This is a genomic window from Acinetobacter schindleri, assembly GCF_010918895.1.
GTDB lineage: Bacteria > Pseudomonadota > Gammaproteobacteria > Pseudomonadales > Moraxellaceae > Acinetobacter > Acinetobacter schindleri.
In genome coordinates, this window is record NZ_CP044483.1 from 1976349 (window position 1) to 1993827 (window position 17479).

General features: G+C 40.9%; 19 protein-coding genes. 8 read left to right on the forward strand and 11 right to left on the reverse strand.

All coding sequences use genetic code 11. The annotated features are described in order from the left end of the window. Positions 1–48 precede the first annotated feature (48 nt). A complete protein-coding gene (locus FSC11_RS09590) occupies positions 49–828 on the forward strand; it encodes a DUF4262 domain-containing protein (RefSeq protein ID WP_163166593.1) in 780 nt (259 codons plus the stop codon). 142 nt (positions 829–970) lie between these two features. On the opposite strand, the gene FSC11_RS09595 is transcribed toward FSC11_RS09590, so the two are convergent. The 3 genes from FSC11_RS09595 to FSC11_RS09605 form a co-directional block, all read right to left on the reverse strand. Further along, positions 971–1486 (reverse strand): DUF1543 domain-containing protein, encoded by a 516-nt coding sequence (locus tag FSC11_RS09595; RefSeq protein WP_163166596.1) that lies wholly within the window; start codon positions 1484–1486, stop codon positions 971–973. 334 nt (positions 1487–1820) lie between these two features. After that, positions 1821–2219, reverse strand: a complete 399-nt coding sequence (gene uraH, locus FSC11_RS09600; RefSeq protein ID WP_005221501.1) for a hydroxyisourate hydrolase — start codon at positions 2217–2219, stop codon at positions 1821–1823. A 30-nt stretch (positions 2220–2249) separates the two neighbouring features. Then, complete coding sequence (locus FSC11_RS09605; RefSeq protein ID WP_005221499.1) at positions 2250–2726, reverse strand: heme-binding protein; 477 nt, start codon at positions 2724–2726, stop codon at positions 2250–2252. Between the two features lie 121 nt (positions 2727–2847). Here FSC11_RS09605 and FSC11_RS09610 point away from each other — a divergent pair, with 121 nt between their 5' ends. From FSC11_RS09610 to FSC11_RS09640, 7 genes are all read left to right on the forward strand, one after another. Continuing rightward, on the forward strand, positions 2848–3519 hold the full coding sequence (locus FSC11_RS09610) for a heavy metal response regulator transcription factor (protein ID WP_005221498.1): 672 nt from the start codon (positions 2848–2850) through the stop codon (positions 3517–3519). Then, positions 3516–4898, forward strand: a complete 1383-nt coding sequence (locus FSC11_RS09615) for a heavy metal sensor histidine kinase (protein WP_163166598.1) — start codon at positions 3516–3518, stop codon at positions 4896–4898. The genes FSC11_RS09610 and FSC11_RS09615 overlap by 4 nt, the downstream gene beginning before the upstream one ends. Before the next feature lie 280 nt (positions 4899–5178). Next, entirely contained in the window at positions 5179–5664 is a 486-nt protein-coding gene (locus FSC11_RS09620; protein WP_004894054.1) for an NUDIX hydrolase, read from the forward strand. Between the two features lie 4 nt (positions 5665–5668). Then, on the forward strand, positions 5669–6802 hold the full coding sequence (gene mnmA, locus FSC11_RS09625) for a tRNA 2-thiouridine(34) synthase MnmA (protein WP_004894053.1): 1134 nt from the start codon (positions 5669–5671) through the stop codon (positions 6800–6802). Positions 6803–6815: 13 nt separating this feature from the next. Further along, complete coding sequence (hflD, locus tag FSC11_RS09630) at positions 6816–7547, forward strand: high frequency lysogenization protein HflD (RefSeq protein WP_004894049.1); 732 nt, start codon at positions 6816–6818, stop codon at positions 7545–7547. A 56-nt stretch (positions 7548–7603) separates the two neighbouring features. After that, complete coding sequence (gene purB / locus FSC11_RS09635; protein WP_163166600.1) at positions 7604–8992, forward strand: adenylosuccinate lyase; 1389 nt, start codon at positions 7604–7606, stop codon at positions 8990–8992. 90 nt (positions 8993–9082) lie between these two features. Beyond that, positions 9083–9724, forward strand: coding sequence for a DUF2238 domain-containing protein (locus tag FSC11_RS09640; protein ID WP_163166602.1), 642 nt, complete (start codon positions 9083–9085; stop codon positions 9722–9724). Positions 9725–9788: 64 nt separating this feature from the next. Here the strand turns inward: FSC11_RS09640 and FSC11_RS09645 are convergent, their stop codons facing one another. From FSC11_RS09645 to FSC11_RS09680, 8 genes are all read right to left on the reverse strand, one after another. Then, on the reverse strand, positions 9789–10025 hold the full coding sequence (locus FSC11_RS09645; protein ID WP_163166604.1) for a hypothetical protein: 237 nt from the start codon (positions 10023–10025) through the stop codon (positions 9789–9791). Positions 10026–10052: 27 nt separating this feature from the next. Next, a complete protein-coding gene (locus FSC11_RS09650) occupies positions 10053–10514 on the reverse strand; it encodes a hypothetical protein (RefSeq protein ID WP_163166606.1) in 462 nt (153 codons plus the stop codon). Between the two features lie 108 nt (positions 10515–10622). Continuing rightward, the gene (gene sohB / locus FSC11_RS09655; protein ID WP_004894036.1) at positions 10623–11585 is read right to left on the reverse strand and encodes a protease SohB; all 963 of its coding nucleotides are present in this window, start codon (positions 11583–11585) and stop codon (positions 10623–10625) included. Positions 11586–11632: 47 nt separating this feature from the next. Continuing rightward, on the reverse strand, positions 11633–12346 hold the full coding sequence (locus FSC11_RS09660) for a hypothetical protein (protein WP_163166608.1): 714 nt from the start codon (positions 12344–12346) through the stop codon (positions 11633–11635). Positions 12347–12441: 95 nt separating this feature from the next. Further along, positions 12442–13356, reverse strand: coding sequence for a phosphate ABC transporter ATP-binding protein PstB (gene pstB / locus FSC11_RS09665; protein WP_004810494.1), 915 nt, complete (start codon positions 13354–13356; stop codon positions 12442–12444). A gap of 10 nt (positions 13357–13366) precedes the next feature. After that, a complete protein-coding gene (pstA, locus tag FSC11_RS09670; RefSeq protein WP_163166610.1) occupies positions 13367–14758 on the reverse strand; it encodes a phosphate ABC transporter permease PstA in 1392 nt (463 codons plus the stop codon). After that, positions 14758–16137, reverse strand: a complete 1380-nt coding sequence (gene pstC, locus FSC11_RS09675) for a phosphate ABC transporter permease subunit PstC (protein WP_004894029.1) — start codon at positions 16135–16137, stop codon at positions 14758–14760. The genes pstA and pstC overlap by 1 nt, the downstream gene beginning before the upstream one ends. A 99-nt stretch (positions 16138–16236) precedes the next feature. After that, positions 16237–17265: a substrate-binding domain-containing protein gene (locus tag FSC11_RS09680; RefSeq protein WP_163166612.1), complete on the reverse strand. Its 1029-nt coding sequence runs from the start codon at positions 17263–17265 to the stop codon at positions 16237–16239. Between the last annotated feature and the right edge of the window lie 214 nt (positions 17266–17479).

Consider the following 17479-nt stretch of genomic DNA (forward strand, 5'->3'; position numbering starts at 1 on the left):
TAAATCTTCTGTATGTTCATTTAAAAAATAATTCAAAGAATAAAAATCATGAAACATACAGAAGATCATCATTGCCCGGATCGCAATGAACTATTAAATCAGACCAGAATTAATATTCGACAGTACGGCGTACAAATCATTTCGATCACTCATACTGACTATTCCCCGCCTTTTAGCTATAGCATTGGCTTATATGAAAGGTTCCAGCATCCAGAAATTATCTGTTTTGGACTCACTGCTAAACTTAGTCAGACTATTCTGAATCATGTGACTGAGGTCGTTCAAAAAGGTCAACGCATCCAGCTCAGTAACACGTATCCGAATGTATTTTTTAAAGAAAGCCGCTGTAAGTTTCTAAAAGTTGATCGTCGAAATATCGGTGACTATTTTGGGATTGCGCAAAGTTATTACCAAGATGAAGCGTTTCCAGCCTTACAATTAGTCTGGACAGATCGGAATGATAAATTTCCTTGGGAAGATGGCTTCGAGGAAGTTTTTGAATTTGATCAGCCCCTGCTGGATCGCAATGCCGAGTTTAAATTCCGCGAACCACGGAATTTAGGCATTTATACGACTAGGCAATGGCTGGAACTGGAGCAGCCAATTGTTACCGTATTGCATGAACGCGATGGTGACTGGCAATTTTTGACAGCAGAACCCTTGGCTGAGGAGGATTGTATACTGGTTGGATTAGAGCACATCCTCCAACACGATCCAACCTTAAATGAAGTATTCGACCTGCAATATGGACAGGCAGCTGACCGGAAATTTATCGGAGATGAATGGGTGATTACAGCGCTAGAGGATAATGATCAACTCGCTGGTTGAAATAGTAATTTTAAGATGATATTCAACTCTCTTTAAACACCTAATATTTCATTTAAAAAAAATTAAATACCGGGAGTTTTATAGCAATATCATTTCATGAATATCAGAATGGCCACTTCATTTCGATTAGCCATTTTTTAAATTACGGAATAATCAGATAATCGTTCTTAAAGCTGTTCGCTTCAAATTCCCCTTCGATCAAATGTATAAATTTCTGATCAATCTGGTTTAACTCTAAACAGTCATCGACATCAATCACTGCATCGGTATGTGGTTTAAACCAACCTTTTTCCATTGCCATTTTGCCCTGTGCCTTGGCTTCTGTCTTGTTTTTGGCAGCCACTACCAAATATTTATGTATTTCCCCAAACTGGTCCGGAAGATATGCACCCAGATTAATCAGGAACAGTTTTAAACGGGTATTTACAGGCAGATCACTAATCTGGACCTGATAATTTACTCCTTGATAACTCACTCCATTGATTTTCATCCAGCCATCGACATGTAGCCCCTTTTGCAAACCAAACCATTGTTGTTTTAAATAAGGATACGCAGATTCAATATCTGAACTAATCACAGGAATTACATCATGTACTTCTACATTGGCTTTTTCATGTTTACCGCCCAGTAAGGTGATGTAGAAGTGCAGTTCAGACATAGGAGATTCCTTTAAATAGTAGAATAATAAAGTAAAGATCCATAGTTTAAATTAATTCGATTTCATTAGTTAAGAAGTATTCTCTACTCCGACTTACGAATAAAATGATATTTTTCCTTATTTTATAAAGTTTTAGGTAAATATTTTTAGGAGATATCAATAGAGTTCTATTTCGTATAACAGCGATTATATTAAATGGATTCACTTTTGATGTTATACAATTACCTAGATTTGAAAATAAGTACTATACATGTTGTAGTATTAGTTTAGATCCAAACATAGTATAAGACGTTATTGTATAACATCAGTTAACTTGATAAATCCTTTAATGGACTCAGTTACCTCGATATGTCGAATAACCATACGGACTGAGTAATAAAGGAATATGGTAGTGATTTACCGAACCATCTGTTTGGAAAATCACAGGAACTTCGGGAAAGAAGGTTTTCTTATTATGTTTATTAAACCATTCACCCGTTTTGAAAGTCACTTTATAAGTAGTGTTTTTAAATTTCTGATTCTCTGGAAATAATTCGGTTATACGTCCTTGTTCATTGGTTTTAGCTTGTGAAATTTGCACCCATTTTCCATTTTTTTGCTCTTCTAAGGTTACATTCACCTCAGGTGATGGTAAACCATTTTCCAGGTTAAGCACATGCACGCTTAAAGGATTTTGTGCCATGCTCCATGTTGAAAATAATACTGAGCCTGCAAATAAGCATAATTTTTTCATAACAGTTTTCCTCTATAAAATGATATTGTCTTAAAATAATTTAAGGGTGTTATCTATCCCTTGCTGCGCGCATTGGTCATCTTGTAATGACCCTCCTGCACCTGCCACACCAACTGAACCCAGCAACTGCTTTTTATAAAAGACTGGTACGCCTCCGCCTAAAAGCAACAATTCGGGTAAGCTGGTTAAATTCTGTGAATCGCTATTCTTCTGAGCATTACGCATAAATTCTAAGGTCGTAACCTTGGTTGAGTATGCGGTAAAAGCTTTCCTTTCTGCTGCGATGAGATTATGAATACCCACTGTTTCATGACGCTGACTTGCCAAAACATTGCCACCTTGGTCAAGGATGACCACCGCCGCAGGTTTTGCCATATCGGTGCAAGCTTGCATAATGTTTGTCGCAAGTTGATTCGCAACCTTTAAGTCCATCACATAACTGGTTGATGGAGCAGCATATGCAAGTGAGCTACATAGAATGACCGGAACACATAGAAGTTTTTTCATGAGTTCTATTAAGCTAAATGAAGAGATGACTTAGCTTAGTCAAAATAAAGCCGTTACTGCATGACAATGAAATTACAGATTTGTAATGTTGAGGCAGAGAAATTGATATAATATTTTTGAAATGCATATACTTATTGTTGAAGACGAAACTAAAATTGCTGAATTTTTAGCAAAGGGCTTAAATGAATCTGGTTATTTATCCAGTATTGCTCATGATGGATTAACAGCCCTTACATCCTTACAAGAAAAAAATTATGATTTAGTCATTTTGGATGTCATGTTGCCTGAAATTGACGGTTGGCAAGTATTAAAGACGTTAAGAACTTTCTCGCAGATCCCTGTACTCATGCTGACTGCAAAAGATCATGTTTTGGATCGAGTTAAAGGCTTAGAGTTAGGGGCAGATGACTACTTGATTAAACCCTTCTCCTATATTGAACTGTTAGCACGAGTCAAAAGCTTATTGAGACGTAGTGTAAAAACAGACGCCGAATACTATCAAGTAGCGGATCTGATTTTATATCGACTGGAACATACAGTTTATCGAAACCAACAAAAAATTGAGTTAAGCGCTAAAGAGTTTTCGCTCTTGCAATTCTTAATGCGGCATCAAGGGGAGTTATTAACCCGATCGCAAATTGCATCTGAAGTATGGAACATTAATTTTGATACGGACACCAATGTGGTCGATGTGGCAATTCGTCGATTACGCGCCAAAATTGACGACCATTTTCAGCCTAAATTAATTCATACTGTTCGAGGTATGGGTTATCGCTTAAGTGCCAATCCATGAAAAGTCAGCTACAACACTTGAGTTTAACCACACGCTTAAGTATTTCCTTTAGTATTATTTGTTGTACTGTATTTTTGGGTATTGGTTTACTGTCGTATTACAACATGCAACAGTTGTTAGCGAAGCAACGTGATCAAAATTTAACGGCACGTATGGAGCGTATTGAAATTTTTCTTAAAGATAAAGAAAGTTTTCAAATCCTAGTTCAGTACCCTCGTCTGTATGAAAATATGCTAGGAAAAGAAGATAATCTTTTAATCTTAAAAAACCAACAACAGACCTTAATTGAGATTAATCCGCTTAACGTCCATATTCCTGCTATGGCGGAATCAACAAAAATTACCTTTTTAGATAATCAAGATGAGTTCGCTACAACTCGTTTAGCCTATAAAACGGTTGTTTTTAATCATCAATATTATCAACTCATTGCTGGTACACAATTCGATGAAGCCCAAGCGACTTTAGATCAATATTTATGGAAATTGATTCTCTATAGTCTACTGGGCATTATTATCGCCAGCTTGCTTGGACGCTGGGTCGGCTTATATTTATTGCAATCTTTAAATCATCTGATTGAGCAAACCCGTCAAATTCAGGGGACTCGACCACATCAACGAATCGAAGCTCAAAGTACCACAATTGAAGTTGAGCACCTCCGTTCAGCCATGAATGCGATGTTAGAAAAAATTCAACTAAACTATGAACAATTGGCACGATTTTCTGAAGATATTGCACATGAACTGAGAACCCCCTTAAATAATTTAATGGGTCAGACACAAATCATGCTCATGCAATCTCGCTCACAACAAGAACTGGAACAGCTTTTATATTCTCATCTTGAAGAATATGAGCGCCTTAGTAAAATGATCGATAATATGCTGTTCATCGCCCGTTCTGAACACAATGATTATATTATCGACAAAAAAATCATTAATTTATCTACACTGATTTTAGAACTGGTGAATTACTTTGAATTCTTGGCTGAAGATAAAAAAATGGTTTTTAGTCTGGAATTAGAACAAGAAATTCAAATATATGGGAATTCAGATTTACTCAAAAGAGCGCTATCCAATCTGATCATTAACGCCATTGATTATGGTCTTGAAGGTCAAGACATCATTATTTCAACAAAGTTAATAGACAATGTTTGTCGTATTGAAGTATTAACCAAAAATATTTTTATAGATGAGCATCATTTGAAGCATTTATTTGAACGTTTTTATCAAATTGATAGTAGTCGACATTCCAAAGCAAAAACGGGCGGTTTGGGGCTATCAATCGTGAAATCTATTATGATGTTACATGATGGGGAAGCATATGCGTATAACACCCAGCAAGGCATTGTATTTGGTTTAAGCTTAGACCTGAATGTTGTTTAAAGTTTATGCTTAATATTTCTCAATTAACATGATGCACGTTATAAGAAATTATTTTTTATAATTCATAGTTTTGTTATACACATAAAAGCTTAATGCTGTTGAATTGAGCTTTTTTAGTGATTTTCAGTGTTTCACGCTTAAAATAGAGGCAATATTTCATAAAATTGCTTATTTATTTAAAACTAATAATTTTTTAGTAGCTAAAGAAATCCCCTCTCAACATAGCCACACACCACAAAATTTTATACAATAGTGCATCATTTTCCATGGTGCTGTTTCTATGACTGCTTGGACTGCTCACGTCACTGTCGCAACCGTTGTCGAAAAAGACGGAAAATTCCTTTTTGTAGAAGAACATACAGAAGGTGTGACACACACAGTATTTAATCAGCCAGCAGGTCATGTAGAATGCGGTGAAACCATTGTCGAGGCCGCAATTCGTGAAACCATGGAAGAAACCGGACATACGGTTGAAGTGACCCATCTTTTAGGCATGTATACCTATACCCCGCCGATGTTCCCAGACCGTACTTATTTTCGCTTCTGTTTTTTAGCCAAATCGGTTGATTATGACCCACATGCAACTTTAGATACGGACATTGTCGGTGCAGTCTGGATGACTTTAGATGAACTGCAAGAGTCAGCTCGTGCGCGTAGTCCGCTGGTGATTAAAGCCGTACGGGATGCGCTTTCTGGTCAAAAATACCCTTTATCGCTCATTTACGAGCACCAAAACTCTCCCTTAATTTCAAATTTGGATGCCTAATCCTATGCAACAACGTGTCATCGTCGGAATGTCTGGTGGTGTAGATTCATCTGTGTCTGCAGCACTCCTACTTCAACAAGGTTATCAGGTTGAAGGTCTTTTCATGAAAAACTGGGAAGAAGATGACGGCACAGAATACTGTACGGCAATGGATGACCTTGCCGATGCTCAGGCCGTTTGTGACAAGATCGGGATTAAACTGCATACTGCCAACTTCGCAATGGAATACTGGGATCGCGTATTCGAGCATTTCCTGGCTGAATATGCGGCCGGCCGTACCCCAAACCCGGATATCTTATGTAATAAAGAAATTAAATTCCGTGCCTTCCTGGATCATGCGATCAACCTGGGTGCAGATTTTATTGCGACGGGTCACTATTGTCGTCGTGGTGAAACCATGACGAACTCTAAAGGTGATCAATATGCACCTTTATTGCGTGGCGTAGACAACAATAAAGACCAGACTTACTTCCTGCATGCCGTTCATGGTCGTGAAATTAACAAGACCCTGTTTCCGGTTGGTGAAATTGAAAAGCCGCAAGTGCGTAAAATTGCAGAAGAATTAGGTCTTGCTACAGCGAAGAAGAAAGACTCGACAGGCATCTGTTTTATTGGTGAACGCCGCTTTAATGACTTCTTGAAGCAATATTTACCGGCTCAACCCGGAAAAATCGTGCTAGAAGACGGTAAAGAGGTTGGTGAACATCACGGCTTAATGTACTATACGCTCGGTCAACGCGGCGGGATCGGTATTGGCGGTATGAAAGGCGCTGAAGAAGGTGCCTGGTTTGTACTGCACAAAGATATCGAGGGTAACCGTCTCGTGGTTGGTCAGGGCCATGAACATCCACTAATGCAAAGCACCATGCTTTGGAGTGAAGCGATTGACTGGGTAGCTGGTGAGCAGGAGATCTCTGAATCAGGTTTCCGCTGCACGGCAAAAACCCGCTATCGTCAGCCTGATCAAGCGTGTACCATTTATAAGGATCCAGAAACACCCCAAGGTGTTCGGGTAGAATTTGATGAGCCACAACGAGCTGTGACCCCAGGTCAAAGTGTGGTGTTCTACTCAGGTGAAGTATGTTTGGGTGGTGGTGTGATTCATCATACCAATGCACCTAAACCTGATTTTATATAAGGATGAGGTCGGCATGACGAAATTACCTTTTCAACAGGCCACAGCGTTGAATGTTCGTCAAAACCGTGCTTTGGCGTTAGCGGGTGTGTTTCAGGCCACCCAGCTGACCCATATGACTGCTTTAACCGGTCAGCAAAGCATTGGGGAAAGTGGTAATTTCTATTTTGAACAGCTGATTAAAGCCAGTTTAAATATCCGACCAAGCGGCTCGCTCAATGTCCAGACTCTGGATTTGTTTAATCAGCTGGCTGATATTTCTCTCGGATTAAAGACCTTAGAAAGTTCCATTACTCAACCCTTCGATACCAGCCCAAAATCCAGACTTCCAAAACTCTCCTCTACCAAGCTGCCAATGTCCTATGCGATGGCACTTCTTCAGTTAGAAAAGAAGGTCTATAGCAATCCTAAATTTGTTGAAATTATTGAACAATCCCAGCAAAAAATTCTAAGACAGCTCTCCTTTTTCGACAATAACTACATGCACCCCAGCATCATTGCCAATCTCGCACAAACCTATGTGGATACTGCCGGACAGATTAATCCGCGCATTATGGTGCGTGGTAATGCTGAAGCCTTTAAAGATGCCGGTCACACCAACCGTATTCGTGCTTCATTGTTTACTGGCCTGCAGATGGCGCATCTATGGCGTCAACTCGGCGGCAGTTCCTGGGGTATGGTTTTTGGCAAGCGCAAGCTGCTACAGGATATCCAAAATCTCGCGCGCTTACAGTTTCAGGCAGTTTAACTGATGCTGTACGTGTATCTCGTTTTTCGTTTAATTCCAAAATTTAGGGAATCGATATGAACGCTTTAACTGCACTTTCTCCATTAGATGGACGCTACGCTAGCAAATGTGATGCGCTGCGCCCTTTTCTTTCTGAGTTTGGTCTGATCCATGCTCGTGTGACTGTTGAAGTGCGTTGGTTACAAGCGCTTGCCAACCGTCCTGAAATCACTGAAGTGCCAGCTTTCTCATCTGAAACAAATGCAGCACTTGATGCGATCGTTGCAAATTTCTCTGAAGAAGATGCAAACCGCATTAAAGAGATTGAACGTACGACTAACCATGACGTAAAAGCGGTTGAGTATTTCCTTAAAGAAAAAATTGCAGGCATTGAAGAACTGAAAAATGCAGGCGAATTCATTCACTTTGCATGTACTTCTGAAGACATCAATAACCTGTCTCATGCATTAATGCTGAAAAGTGGTCGTGATGTACTGGTTGAGTCTATGCAACAAATCATTGATTCAATTGTTGCTTTAGCTGAGAAACACGCTGACCAACCAATGTTGTCTCGTACACATGGTCAAACAGCGAGCCCAACCACTTTGGGTAAAGAAATGGCGAACGTGGCTTACCGTCTTGCCCGTCAAATCAAACAGTTCAAACAAGTTGAGCTACTGGGCAAAATTAATGGTGCAGTGGGTAACTACAATGCGCATCTTTCAGCTTACCCAGACATCAACTGGCCTGCACATTCACAAGCATTTGTTGAATCTTTAGGTTTGACTTTTAACCCGTACACCACTCAGATCGAGCCACATGACTACATGGCGGAACTGTTTGATGCGCTGCGTCGTTTCAATACTATCCTGATCGATTTTAACCGTGACGTTTGGGGTTATATCTCGCTTGGTTTCTTCAAGCAAAAACTAAAAGAAGGCGAAGTTGGTTCTTCAACTATGCCGCACAAAGTTAACCCGATTGATTTCGAAAACTCAGAAGGTAACTTGGGTATTGCCAATGCAGTTCTTGCGCATCTAGGTGAAAAACTGCCTATTTCTCGCTGGCAGCGCGACCTGACTGACTCAACTGTTCTTCGTAACATGGGTGTAGGTTTTGCGCAAAGCTTGATCGCGTTTGAAGCTTGCTTAAAAGGCGTGGGTAAACTTGAACTGAATGCTGCACGTATTGATGAAGACTTAGACAATGCTCAAGAAGTCTTGGCTGAACCAATTCAAACGGTTATGCGTCGTTATAACGTTGAAAAACCATATGAAAAATTAAAAGCATTGACTCGTGGTCAGGCAATGACTCGTGACATGATGGTTGATTTCGTAAACGGTAACGAATTAGAAACTGTTCCTGCAGCGGATCGTGCTCGTTTGGCTGAAATGACACCTGCAACCTATACAGGTAATGCATCTGAACAAGCAAAACAAATTAAAGACTTAATCGCTAAAATCTAATTTAGACAATTAAGACCAAAAGCGAAGCTCCGGCTTCGCTTTTTTTATTTATAATCATGTCTAACTTTAAGAAAAATGATATAGAAATAGATGATGGATCATCGATTAAGCAGCAAACATTTTGTTAGTTTAGGGATTTTGGCAATTGCGATTATCTTTGCCAGTATTCAGCCTTTAGAAATGGAATCTTATCTGCTCCATCAAACAGGTACGGTTTGTATGATCGTTATGTTGATCTTTTGCCTGTATAAAATCGGATTGAGCTTTTTCAGTTTCAACCTTTATCTGGCTTTTCTGCTGATTCATGTGATTGCTGCACATTATCTGTATTCTTATGTACCTTATAATGAATGGACTCAGACACTCTTTGGCTTTGACCTGAATGCTGCCATGGGCTGGTCGCGCAACATGTTTGACCGTTTTGTGCACCTAGCTTTTGGCCTTCTACTCTACCCGGTATTTTACCGGCTGTTTCAGGTCTGGCTGCCGCAGCAAAAACCATTCACAGTTTTCTTGTTAGTCATTCAATTTGTCATGGCAACCAGTCTGATTTATGAATGGATCGAATGGCTGATTGCGATTGGCTTATCCCCTGAACAGGCAGAAAGTTATAATGGTCAGCAAGGCGACATGTGGGATGCACATAAAGATATGTTTTTAGCAACAGTTGGGTCGATGTTTACGGGTGCACTGATGCTGATTTCACAAAATAAAAAAAGCTCATTAAAGTGAGCTTTTTAGATCATCATGAATTAAAGTTTTGAATCGTGGATTTAATTACCTTCCTATTTTTCAATTATGGAAGTGGGCAATATCGCTTCCAATCATCTTTCATTTTTTGCAATTCACTCCCCGTCAATATCTCGCTGTAATAAATATAATAATTTTTATCAGGATATTGGATTGTATGGAGGAACATCATGCCTCGTAGCGATACAGACAGTTCTTCTGGAAAATCATTCAGGTTTAATTCTTCGAACTCATAGTCAAAATAACAGTTTTGCGTTGCAAGATATGCTTCAGCGACAGCCATGTTTCTGCTCTAACAATAAAATATGCTTTATTTTATCTGATTCGCTTCAGGACTGGTCTGCATTTCAGTCGGTTTAATCCATTTAACCAGCTTAGATTTTGACAAGTGTGGGTGTTTAAACTTATCTAAATACTCAAAACAGACCCTTTGCCCTTTCGGCAGTTTCTCAGAATCCTTATCGAAATATAAATAACGACTATACTTGGCACCATTGAAGCGAATGATTACGCTTTCATGCTGAGTTCCACCTCGAGTTTTATATACCTGATAAGACTGCACCACACCACATTCTTTCGATGGAGTAACGGGTGGATTATTTGGCTTTAAAACACCATATAATAGAAAAATACATGTACCAGGTAGAAAGCTCAGCCAAAACAGAATCTTCTTCGAATCATTATTTATGAGTTTGGCTTCAGCATAGAGCATACATAACATCGGAATAAACACGATGCTAAAGAATCCCAATAATAAAATAAACGTGAGCATATGAGCCTAGACTCAATCAAAGTACTTCACTTATATCATAATGATTTGATTTCAAAAATGAAAAAGCCCACCGAAGTGAGCTTTCCATATCATTTTCAGAGCAATAAATTAAAGTTTCGGATCACGCATCTGAACCAGATTTGAATTGGCTTTCGTCAGCGTGTCGACTACTTTGTTCATTACAGCAGGAATTAGAGAGTCAGCAATTTGTGCTGCTTGCAACCCCAGTTTTTCACCTAAAGTTGGTTTCTTACGCGTATTGATCGTATATACATCATGCTGAGGCAATAAACCCAACACGTACTCATCCGATGTTTGCAACTTATCCACCAGATTTAGATCCAGCGCATCCTGACCATACCAGTGCTCACCTGTTGCCACTTTTTCAACATTGAGTTGCGGACGATACTTTTCCACAAAATGCTTAAACAGCGCATGCGTTTGCTGAATTTCTTCTTCAAACTTGGCTTTACCTTCTTCAGTATTTTCACCGAACATGGTTACGGTACGTTTGTACTCACCTGCCGTAAACAGTTCAAAGTCAATCTTGTTGTCTTTCAACAGACGGTTAAAGTTCGGCACTTGAGCAACTACACCAATTGAACCCACAATCGCAAACGGGGCAGAAATAATTTCGCTGGCAATACATGCCATCATATAGCCACCGCTAGCAGCGACTTTATCGACGCAAATCGTCAAATGGAATCCTGCTTCACGTAATCGCACCAGTTGGGCAGCTGCCAGACCATAGCCGTGCACCATACCACCTGGACTTTCCAAGCGTACGATTACACGGTCGCGTCCAGCTTTTGCTGTTGCCAGAATCAGGGTAATTTCTTCACGTAGCTGTTCAACTGCAGAAGCAGCAGTATCTCCTTTAAAATCGAGCACGTAGATTTTTTCATTAGTTTTTTTACGGGCACGTGCTTCTTTTGCCAGTTGCTGACTTAACTGCAACAGCTCCAGTTTAGAGGCAGTGGTTTGCGCAATTTTTTTTCGTTGTTCATTAATACGCGCATTCAGGTGACTGATACGGATTTCAGCCGGTAGTTTCGGAGTATGAAATAACATATAAAATCTATTCTCAGTTTAATTCGGGCTATAAACCTTAGATTAGGTCAATTTGGTATTTTTTCAACCATATTATTGACTGAATTCTCTCGCACTGCTCTTAGTTGCAAAATTCCATATTGTTCTTGTATTTTTGCAATTGATAACCACCGTAGCATTAACGGAAATTGTATATAGTAAAGCATCCCGATAATAACAGCATTAATCGGCCACCATGCGAGAATCCAGAAGCTCGATCCTCGGCTACTCGTGAATGGTGTGACCCAAATATACATTGCAATACAACCATAAATCACCACACCAATCATTAAATATTGAAACCATGGATGTTTCAAAAAATGCCGAGTCATTGAGTCACTTAACTTTTGCTGACCAGACCTGTCATTATCTACACTTTCTACCACTTGTTTTAATTTGAACTGATACTGCGCATAAGCTCGAATGTATGCATTCCATTTTCTTCGGAAAGCGACAGAGCCTTCGAGTTGCTTAAAACGCAGATAGATTAGAGGTACAATGAATATGGAAACCGTCACATAAACATCATATAACCAACGATGATAATTGCTCATACCTTGACTTTGTGAAGTGGGAAACCACCCCTCATGCAGAACCAAAGTCGCCATAAAAAGACTAATACCAACCAGAAAGATGCTTAGATTTCTTGGAAAATTCACTGAGCCGAATAATGCTCGATAGAGCGCTTGCTGTGTTTCAGCAACGACCTTGCCTTCTTTTTTGGTCAAATTATAATTACGCATCTCAATTTAATTTTATAATTTTAAAAAATCACATACAGCATAACAAAAAAAACAGAATCCTAAGATTCTGTTTTAAAATATTTTTTAAACGCGTATTAACCAAAACGACCAGTAATGTATGCTTCTGTCAATTGATGATCCGGCTGGCTAAAGACTTTTTCTGTCGAATTCACTTCAATTAAATCACCTAAATGGAAGTATGCAGTTCGATCTGACACTCGTGCCGCCTGCTGCATTGAGTGAGTCACAATAGCAATCGTATATTGGGTAGAAAGTTCGGAAATCAGCTCTTCCACTTTTGCTGTAGCAATAGGATCCAGCGCTGAACATGGTTCATCCATCAGGATGACATCCGGGCTTACCGCAATGGTTCGCGCGATGCAGAGACGTTGCTGCTGACCACCAGATAAAGTTGTTCCCGGCTGATTCAGTCGGTCCTTTACTTCATTCCACAATCCGGCCTTACGTAAACTATTCTCGACAATTTCTTCCAGATCATATCTATCGCGAGCCAGACCATGCAGTTTTGGACCATAGGCCACATTGTCAAAAATAGATTTTGGAAATGGGTTTGGTTTCTGAAATACCATGCCAACCTGCGCACGTAGTAATACTACATCCAGATTAGGATCATAAATATCTTGATGATCCAGCAAAACTTTACCTGTCATACGGCAACCATCAATGGTGTCGTTCATCCGGTTAAGAGCGCGCAGGAAAGTCGATTTACCGCAACCCGATGGACCAATAAAGGCGATCACTTCATTTTCATAAATGTTCAGGTCAATACCTTTGATCGCTTCGAGTTCACCATAGTAAACATGTACATCCTGCGCGCTCAGCTTGACATTACCCGTCTTGTCTTTTTTCTTATTTTCAGCTTGGGTCTCGAACTGAGAATTATATGAAATCAGGGGCTTGGTTGCAGCGGCATCTGCAATAAATTTATTTTGCTGGAGGTTCATGGATAGATCCTTTTTTAAATAGTTTGAAATATTCATTGTTTTCATTATTTTCTCCTTACCAACGGACTTCAAACTTCTTGCGTAACCAGATGGCTAAGCTGTTTAAGCCAATCATCATGACAAGGAGAACAATAATGGCGGCAGCAGTACGACCTTCGAAGAAGTTACGCAATTCATTACCCTGCCACAGGAAAATCTGTACAGGCAAAGCAGTCGATTGATCTAGTGGCGTTGCCGGTACGCTAGCAACAAAGGCGCTCATCCCGATCAATAACAGTGGTGCGGTTTCGCCAAGTGCCTGTGCGACACCAATAATCGCTCCGGTCAAAATACCTGGTAGTGCGAGTGGTAAAATATGATGGAATACAGTCTGTAAACGTGAGGCACCCAAGCCTAAGGCTGCCTGACGAATTGATGGTGGCACAGCTTTTAGAGAAGCTCGTGTGGTAATAATCACGGTTGGCAAAGTCATCAGACTAAGTACCAGACCACCGACTAATGGCGCTGAAAGTGGTAAATGCATCCAGCCGATGAAGATTGCTGCACCAAGTAGACCGAAAACAATAGACGGAACGGCTGCCAAGTTATTGATGTTGACTTCAATGACATCGGTGATCCAGTTTTTTGGTGCAAACTCTTCCAGATAGATGGCTGAAGCTACACCGATTGGAATCGAGATAAAGATCACGATCAACATCATGAACAGCGAGCCCATGAATGCACCTGCCAAACCAGAGGTTGCAGGCGAACTACGAGAGTCCGGATTGGTAAAGATATTGGTATTGAAGCTGTTTTCGATCACGCCTGAAGCTTTCATGTCATCAGCAATCTGGCGGACTTCAGGACTTAGCTGTTGCTGCTCATCTGGCAGGTCACGGTCAATATTACCTGCAAGCCATACATCAACATTGGCGTCGGCCAAAATTTTAACTTCCTGGGTTTTCCCGACTAGACTTGGATTGTTCAGCACCATGTCACGCAGACGATAGGCTTCTGAACTGGTATATAAATAACCCAGTTCATCACGCTGGTTTTCCAGCTTGCTGTCTTTGGCAATCATACCGTTAATGATCAGGGCATCCCAGTCGACCATGCCAGCCTGCATCTGCCAATCCACCATACGCTGTTCAAACTGTGCAGGAGACTCGCCGGCAGTCTGTTTGGGTTGTGGACCAATATTGACAATTGCCGGATCGAAATGGATAGGCAGGCTCATACTGCTTTGCCAGAATGCCGGCAAGCCTTTGGCCAAGATACTACCGAACAGCAATACGACAAAGAACAGACCCGCCAATACTGCAGAAAAACCAAGCATACGAAAGGTTTTTTCTTTGCGATGGCGCCGTGCAAGAGAGCTTTGAATGGTCTTTTTACGCTCTTCACGCAGCTCAGCATTAACAGATGGATCAATACGCTGATCTAAAGGTGTGGTATTTGAAGTACTCATTAGTCGTATTGCTCACGATATTTACGCACGATGTACAGTGCGACAATGTTCAAACCTAAGGTAATAACAAAAAGAGTCAGACCCAATGCAAACGCAACCAGTGCTTGTGGACTGGCAAAGTCAGTATCGCCAGTTAACTGGTTCACAATGGTAATGGTTACAGTTGATACCGCTTCCAGTGGATTAGCATGTAACAGCGGGCTATTACCTGCTGCCAGTACTACAATCATGGTCTCACCAATCGCACGGGATGCTGCTAGCAAGAAGGCACCGATAATGCCCGGCAAAGCGGCTGGTAGTACCACCTGGCGGATCGTTTCAGATTTGGTTGCGCCTAGACCCAGTGAACCGTCTCGTAAGGCACGTGGTACCTGGGTAATAATGTCATCTGATAAAGAAGATACAAATGGAATGATCATGATGCCCATAACAAAGCCGGCAGTTAAGGCACTGGTCGCATTAATATCAACACCGACCATAGCACCGAGCGTTTTAATAAATGGGCCCAGAATCATCAAGGCAAACACACCGTAAACGATGGTTGGAATACCAGCCAGAACCTCAATAGTCGGTTTTGCCCATGAACGGAATTTTGGTGAGGCATATTCGGACAGATAGATCGCAATCATCAGACCCAATGGAACTGCTACCAACAGGGCGATTCCACTGACCATCAAGGTGCCCCACAATAAAGGCAACAGGCCATAACTTCCTTCAGCATTGCCTGAAGTGCTAAAACCAGGGTTCCATTGTGTGCCAAAGAAAAAATCAATTGGGCTGACGAAGCTAAAGAAGCGCATTGCTTCACCAAACATCGACATAACAATGCCGAGTGTGGTCAGGATGGCAACACCAGAACAGAGTGCCAAGCTGATATTGATAACTTTTTCAACCTGATAACGTGCACGTAACTGATTACTGATACGTTTTTTGGCCCAAACCAGTCCAGCAACAGCAACAGAGATCACCACCACCAGCTTGGCATAACTGCTGATGCTCATGATACGTGCCACCTGCTCTGCTGCAGCCAGTTCATAAGCCTGTGGTGTATCACTAACGCCAAAACCGGAAGCCAGTGCCTGCACCCGATCCACGATCACACTTAGAGCTGCAGAATCCATGCCTGCGACCATCTGTTGTGGCAGGTGTTTCAGCACCAGCTGTTCCAGGAGCACAGGTTCAACCAGATTCCAGATCATGAAGATTAAAAATGCAGGAATACCACACCATAAAGCCACCATGGCGCCATAGTAGCCGGGACGCGAATTCAGCATTGCTGTGTTTTTGCCTTGGCCTGCCAATTTCTGGCTTCGACTTAATCCGATCTGATAGGCAACGGCGATAATCGCCAGTAACACACCCAGGAGTAGCAGATTCATGTATGCTCCACTGTTTTTTCAATCTTCATATTTTTAGAAAACCTATCTATGACTAAAAGCCGGTGACCGTTTCCAGCCACCAGCTATTTCAATATTTGCTTACTTCACTACAACTACTTTAGCTGCCTTAAAGTTAGCAAGTACTGCTGCACGTTCCTTATCAGACATTGAAATCAAACCTGCTTTTTCCAGTTTCGATCCTTTACCAGATACTTTCTTGCTCAGGAAGTATTCAGTGAACTGTGGCAAACCTTTGATTGGTTTCAGGTGTTCGCCTTTCACATAGAAGAACAATGGGCGAGATACCGGATAAGAACCATTCAGGATGGTCTGCTCAGATGGTGCAACGTTGTTAACTGTTGCAACACGCAGCTTGTCACGGTTCTGGTCATAGAAACCTAGACCAAATACACCAACTGCACTTGGAGAGGTTTTCAGACGTGCCAGTGTTTCGGTGTAGTCACCTGAAATTTCAATAACACGACCATCTTTACGGAAAGTGGTACAGGCTTTCTTTTTGGCATCTTTATCTAAAGACTTAATTGCAGCATATGTTTCACAACCTGCATCCACCATCTTCTCCTGGAAGACTTCGCGTGTTCCATGATTCGAAGCAGGGATTACCAGTGTGATCGGCTCATTAGGAAGTGACTTGTCAATCTGGTTCCAGCGTGTATACGGGTTAGCTACCATTTTGCCGTTGGCTGGTAACTGTGCTGCCAAGGCTGCAAAAACATGTTGTGGACGAAGTTTATAAGCTGCTTTTTTGGCATTCGATGCAAAGACAATACCGTCATAACCGATTTTGATTTCTAGCACCTGGTTAACGCCATTCTTTTTACATTCTGCCAATTCGGAACTTTTGATCTGGCGAGATGCGTTTGCGATATCGATGGTATTATCACCCACACCATTACAGAATTGTTTCAAACCACCTGACGAACCGCCTGAGCCGACAACTGGAGTTTTAAACTGCGGGAAAGTGTTGCCAAATTCTTCAGCTACAATACTTGCATATGGAAGCACAGTTGAAGAACCTGCGATTTGAATTGTGTCGCGTGCTGCATTCGCTGCAGTCATGCCTAGCCCCATCACTGCAAGTGCAAGTGTAATTTTTGTAAAGCGCATTCTGTATCTCTCACAATCATTTAAATTTGGAGTACGCCACTTTTTTTGTCGTGTTGTACTTGTTTCGATACAAGTATTTTGATTTTTAAATATGACAGGCGGGTTACAGATTTATGAAGATTTTATGATAAGTCTTACAGCTCCAAATAAATTAAAAATATTTATTATTTTCAATGTATTATAAATTATTTAAGAATTTTTTCGACATTTTTAT

Bases quoted from the DNA above. Each gene is read 5' to 3' on its own strand.
- FSC11_RS09590 (WP_163166593.1), top strand. From the start codon at position 49: ATGAAACATACAGAAGATCATCATTGCCCGGATCGCAATGAACTATTA.
- FSC11_RS09595 (WP_163166596.1), bottom strand. From the start codon at position 1,486: ATGTCTGAACTGCACTTCTACATCACCTTACTGGGCGGTAAACATGAA.
- uraH (WP_005221501.1), bottom strand. From the start codon at position 2,219: ATGAAAAAATTATGCTTATTTGCAGGCTCAGTATTATTTTCAACATGG.
- FSC11_RS09605 (WP_005221499.1), bottom strand. From the start codon at position 2,726: ATGAAAAAACTTCTATGTGTTCCGGTCATTCTATGTAGCTCACTTGCA.
- FSC11_RS09610 (WP_005221498.1), top strand. From the start codon at position 2,848: ATGCATATACTTATTGTTGAAGACGAAACTAAAATTGCTGAATTTTTA.
- FSC11_RS09615 (WP_163166598.1), top strand. From the start codon at position 3,516: ATGAAAAGTCAGCTACAACACTTGAGTTTAACCACACGCTTAAGTATT.
- FSC11_RS09620 (WP_004894054.1), top strand. From the start codon at position 5,179: ATGACTGCTTGGACTGCTCACGTCACTGTCGCAACCGTTGTCGAAAAA.
- mnmA (WP_004894053.1), top strand. From the start codon at position 5,669: ATGCAACAACGTGTCATCGTCGGAATGTCTGGTGGTGTAGATTCATCT.
- hflD (WP_004894049.1), top strand. From the start codon at position 6,816: ATGACGAAATTACCTTTTCAACAGGCCACAGCGTTGAATGTTCGTCAA.
- purB (WP_163166600.1), top strand. From the start codon at position 7,604: ATGAACGCTTTAACTGCACTTTCTCCATTAGATGGACGCTACGCTAGC.
- FSC11_RS09640 (WP_163166602.1), top strand. From the start codon at position 9,083: ATGATGGATCATCGATTAAGCAGCAAACATTTTGTTAGTTTAGGGATT.
- FSC11_RS09645 (WP_163166604.1), bottom strand. From the start codon at position 10,025: ATGGCTGTCGCTGAAGCATATCTTGCAACGCAAAACTGTTATTTTGAC.
- FSC11_RS09650 (WP_163166606.1), bottom strand. From the start codon at position 10,514: ATGCTCACGTTTATTTTATTATTGGGATTCTTTAGCATCGTGTTTATT.
- sohB (WP_004894036.1), bottom strand. From the start codon at position 11,585: ATGTTATTTCATACTCCGAAACTACCGGCTGAAATCCGTATCAGTCAC.
- FSC11_RS09660 (WP_163166608.1), bottom strand. From the start codon at position 12,346: ATGCGTAATTATAATTTGACCAAAAAAGAAGGCAAGGTCGTTGCTGAA.
- pstB (WP_004810494.1), bottom strand. From the start codon at position 13,356: ATGAAAACAATGAATATTTCAAACTATTTAAAAAAGGATCTATCCATG.
- pstA (WP_163166610.1), bottom strand. From the start codon at position 14,758: ATGAGTACTTCAAATACCACACCTTTAGATCAGCGTATTGATCCATCT.
- pstC (WP_004894029.1), bottom strand. From the start codon at position 16,137: ATGAATCTGCTACTCCTGGGTGTGTTACTGGCGATTATCGCCGTTGCC.
- FSC11_RS09680 (WP_163166612.1), bottom strand. From the start codon at position 17,265: ATGCGCTTTACAAAAATTACACTTGCACTTGCAGTGATGGGGCTAGGC.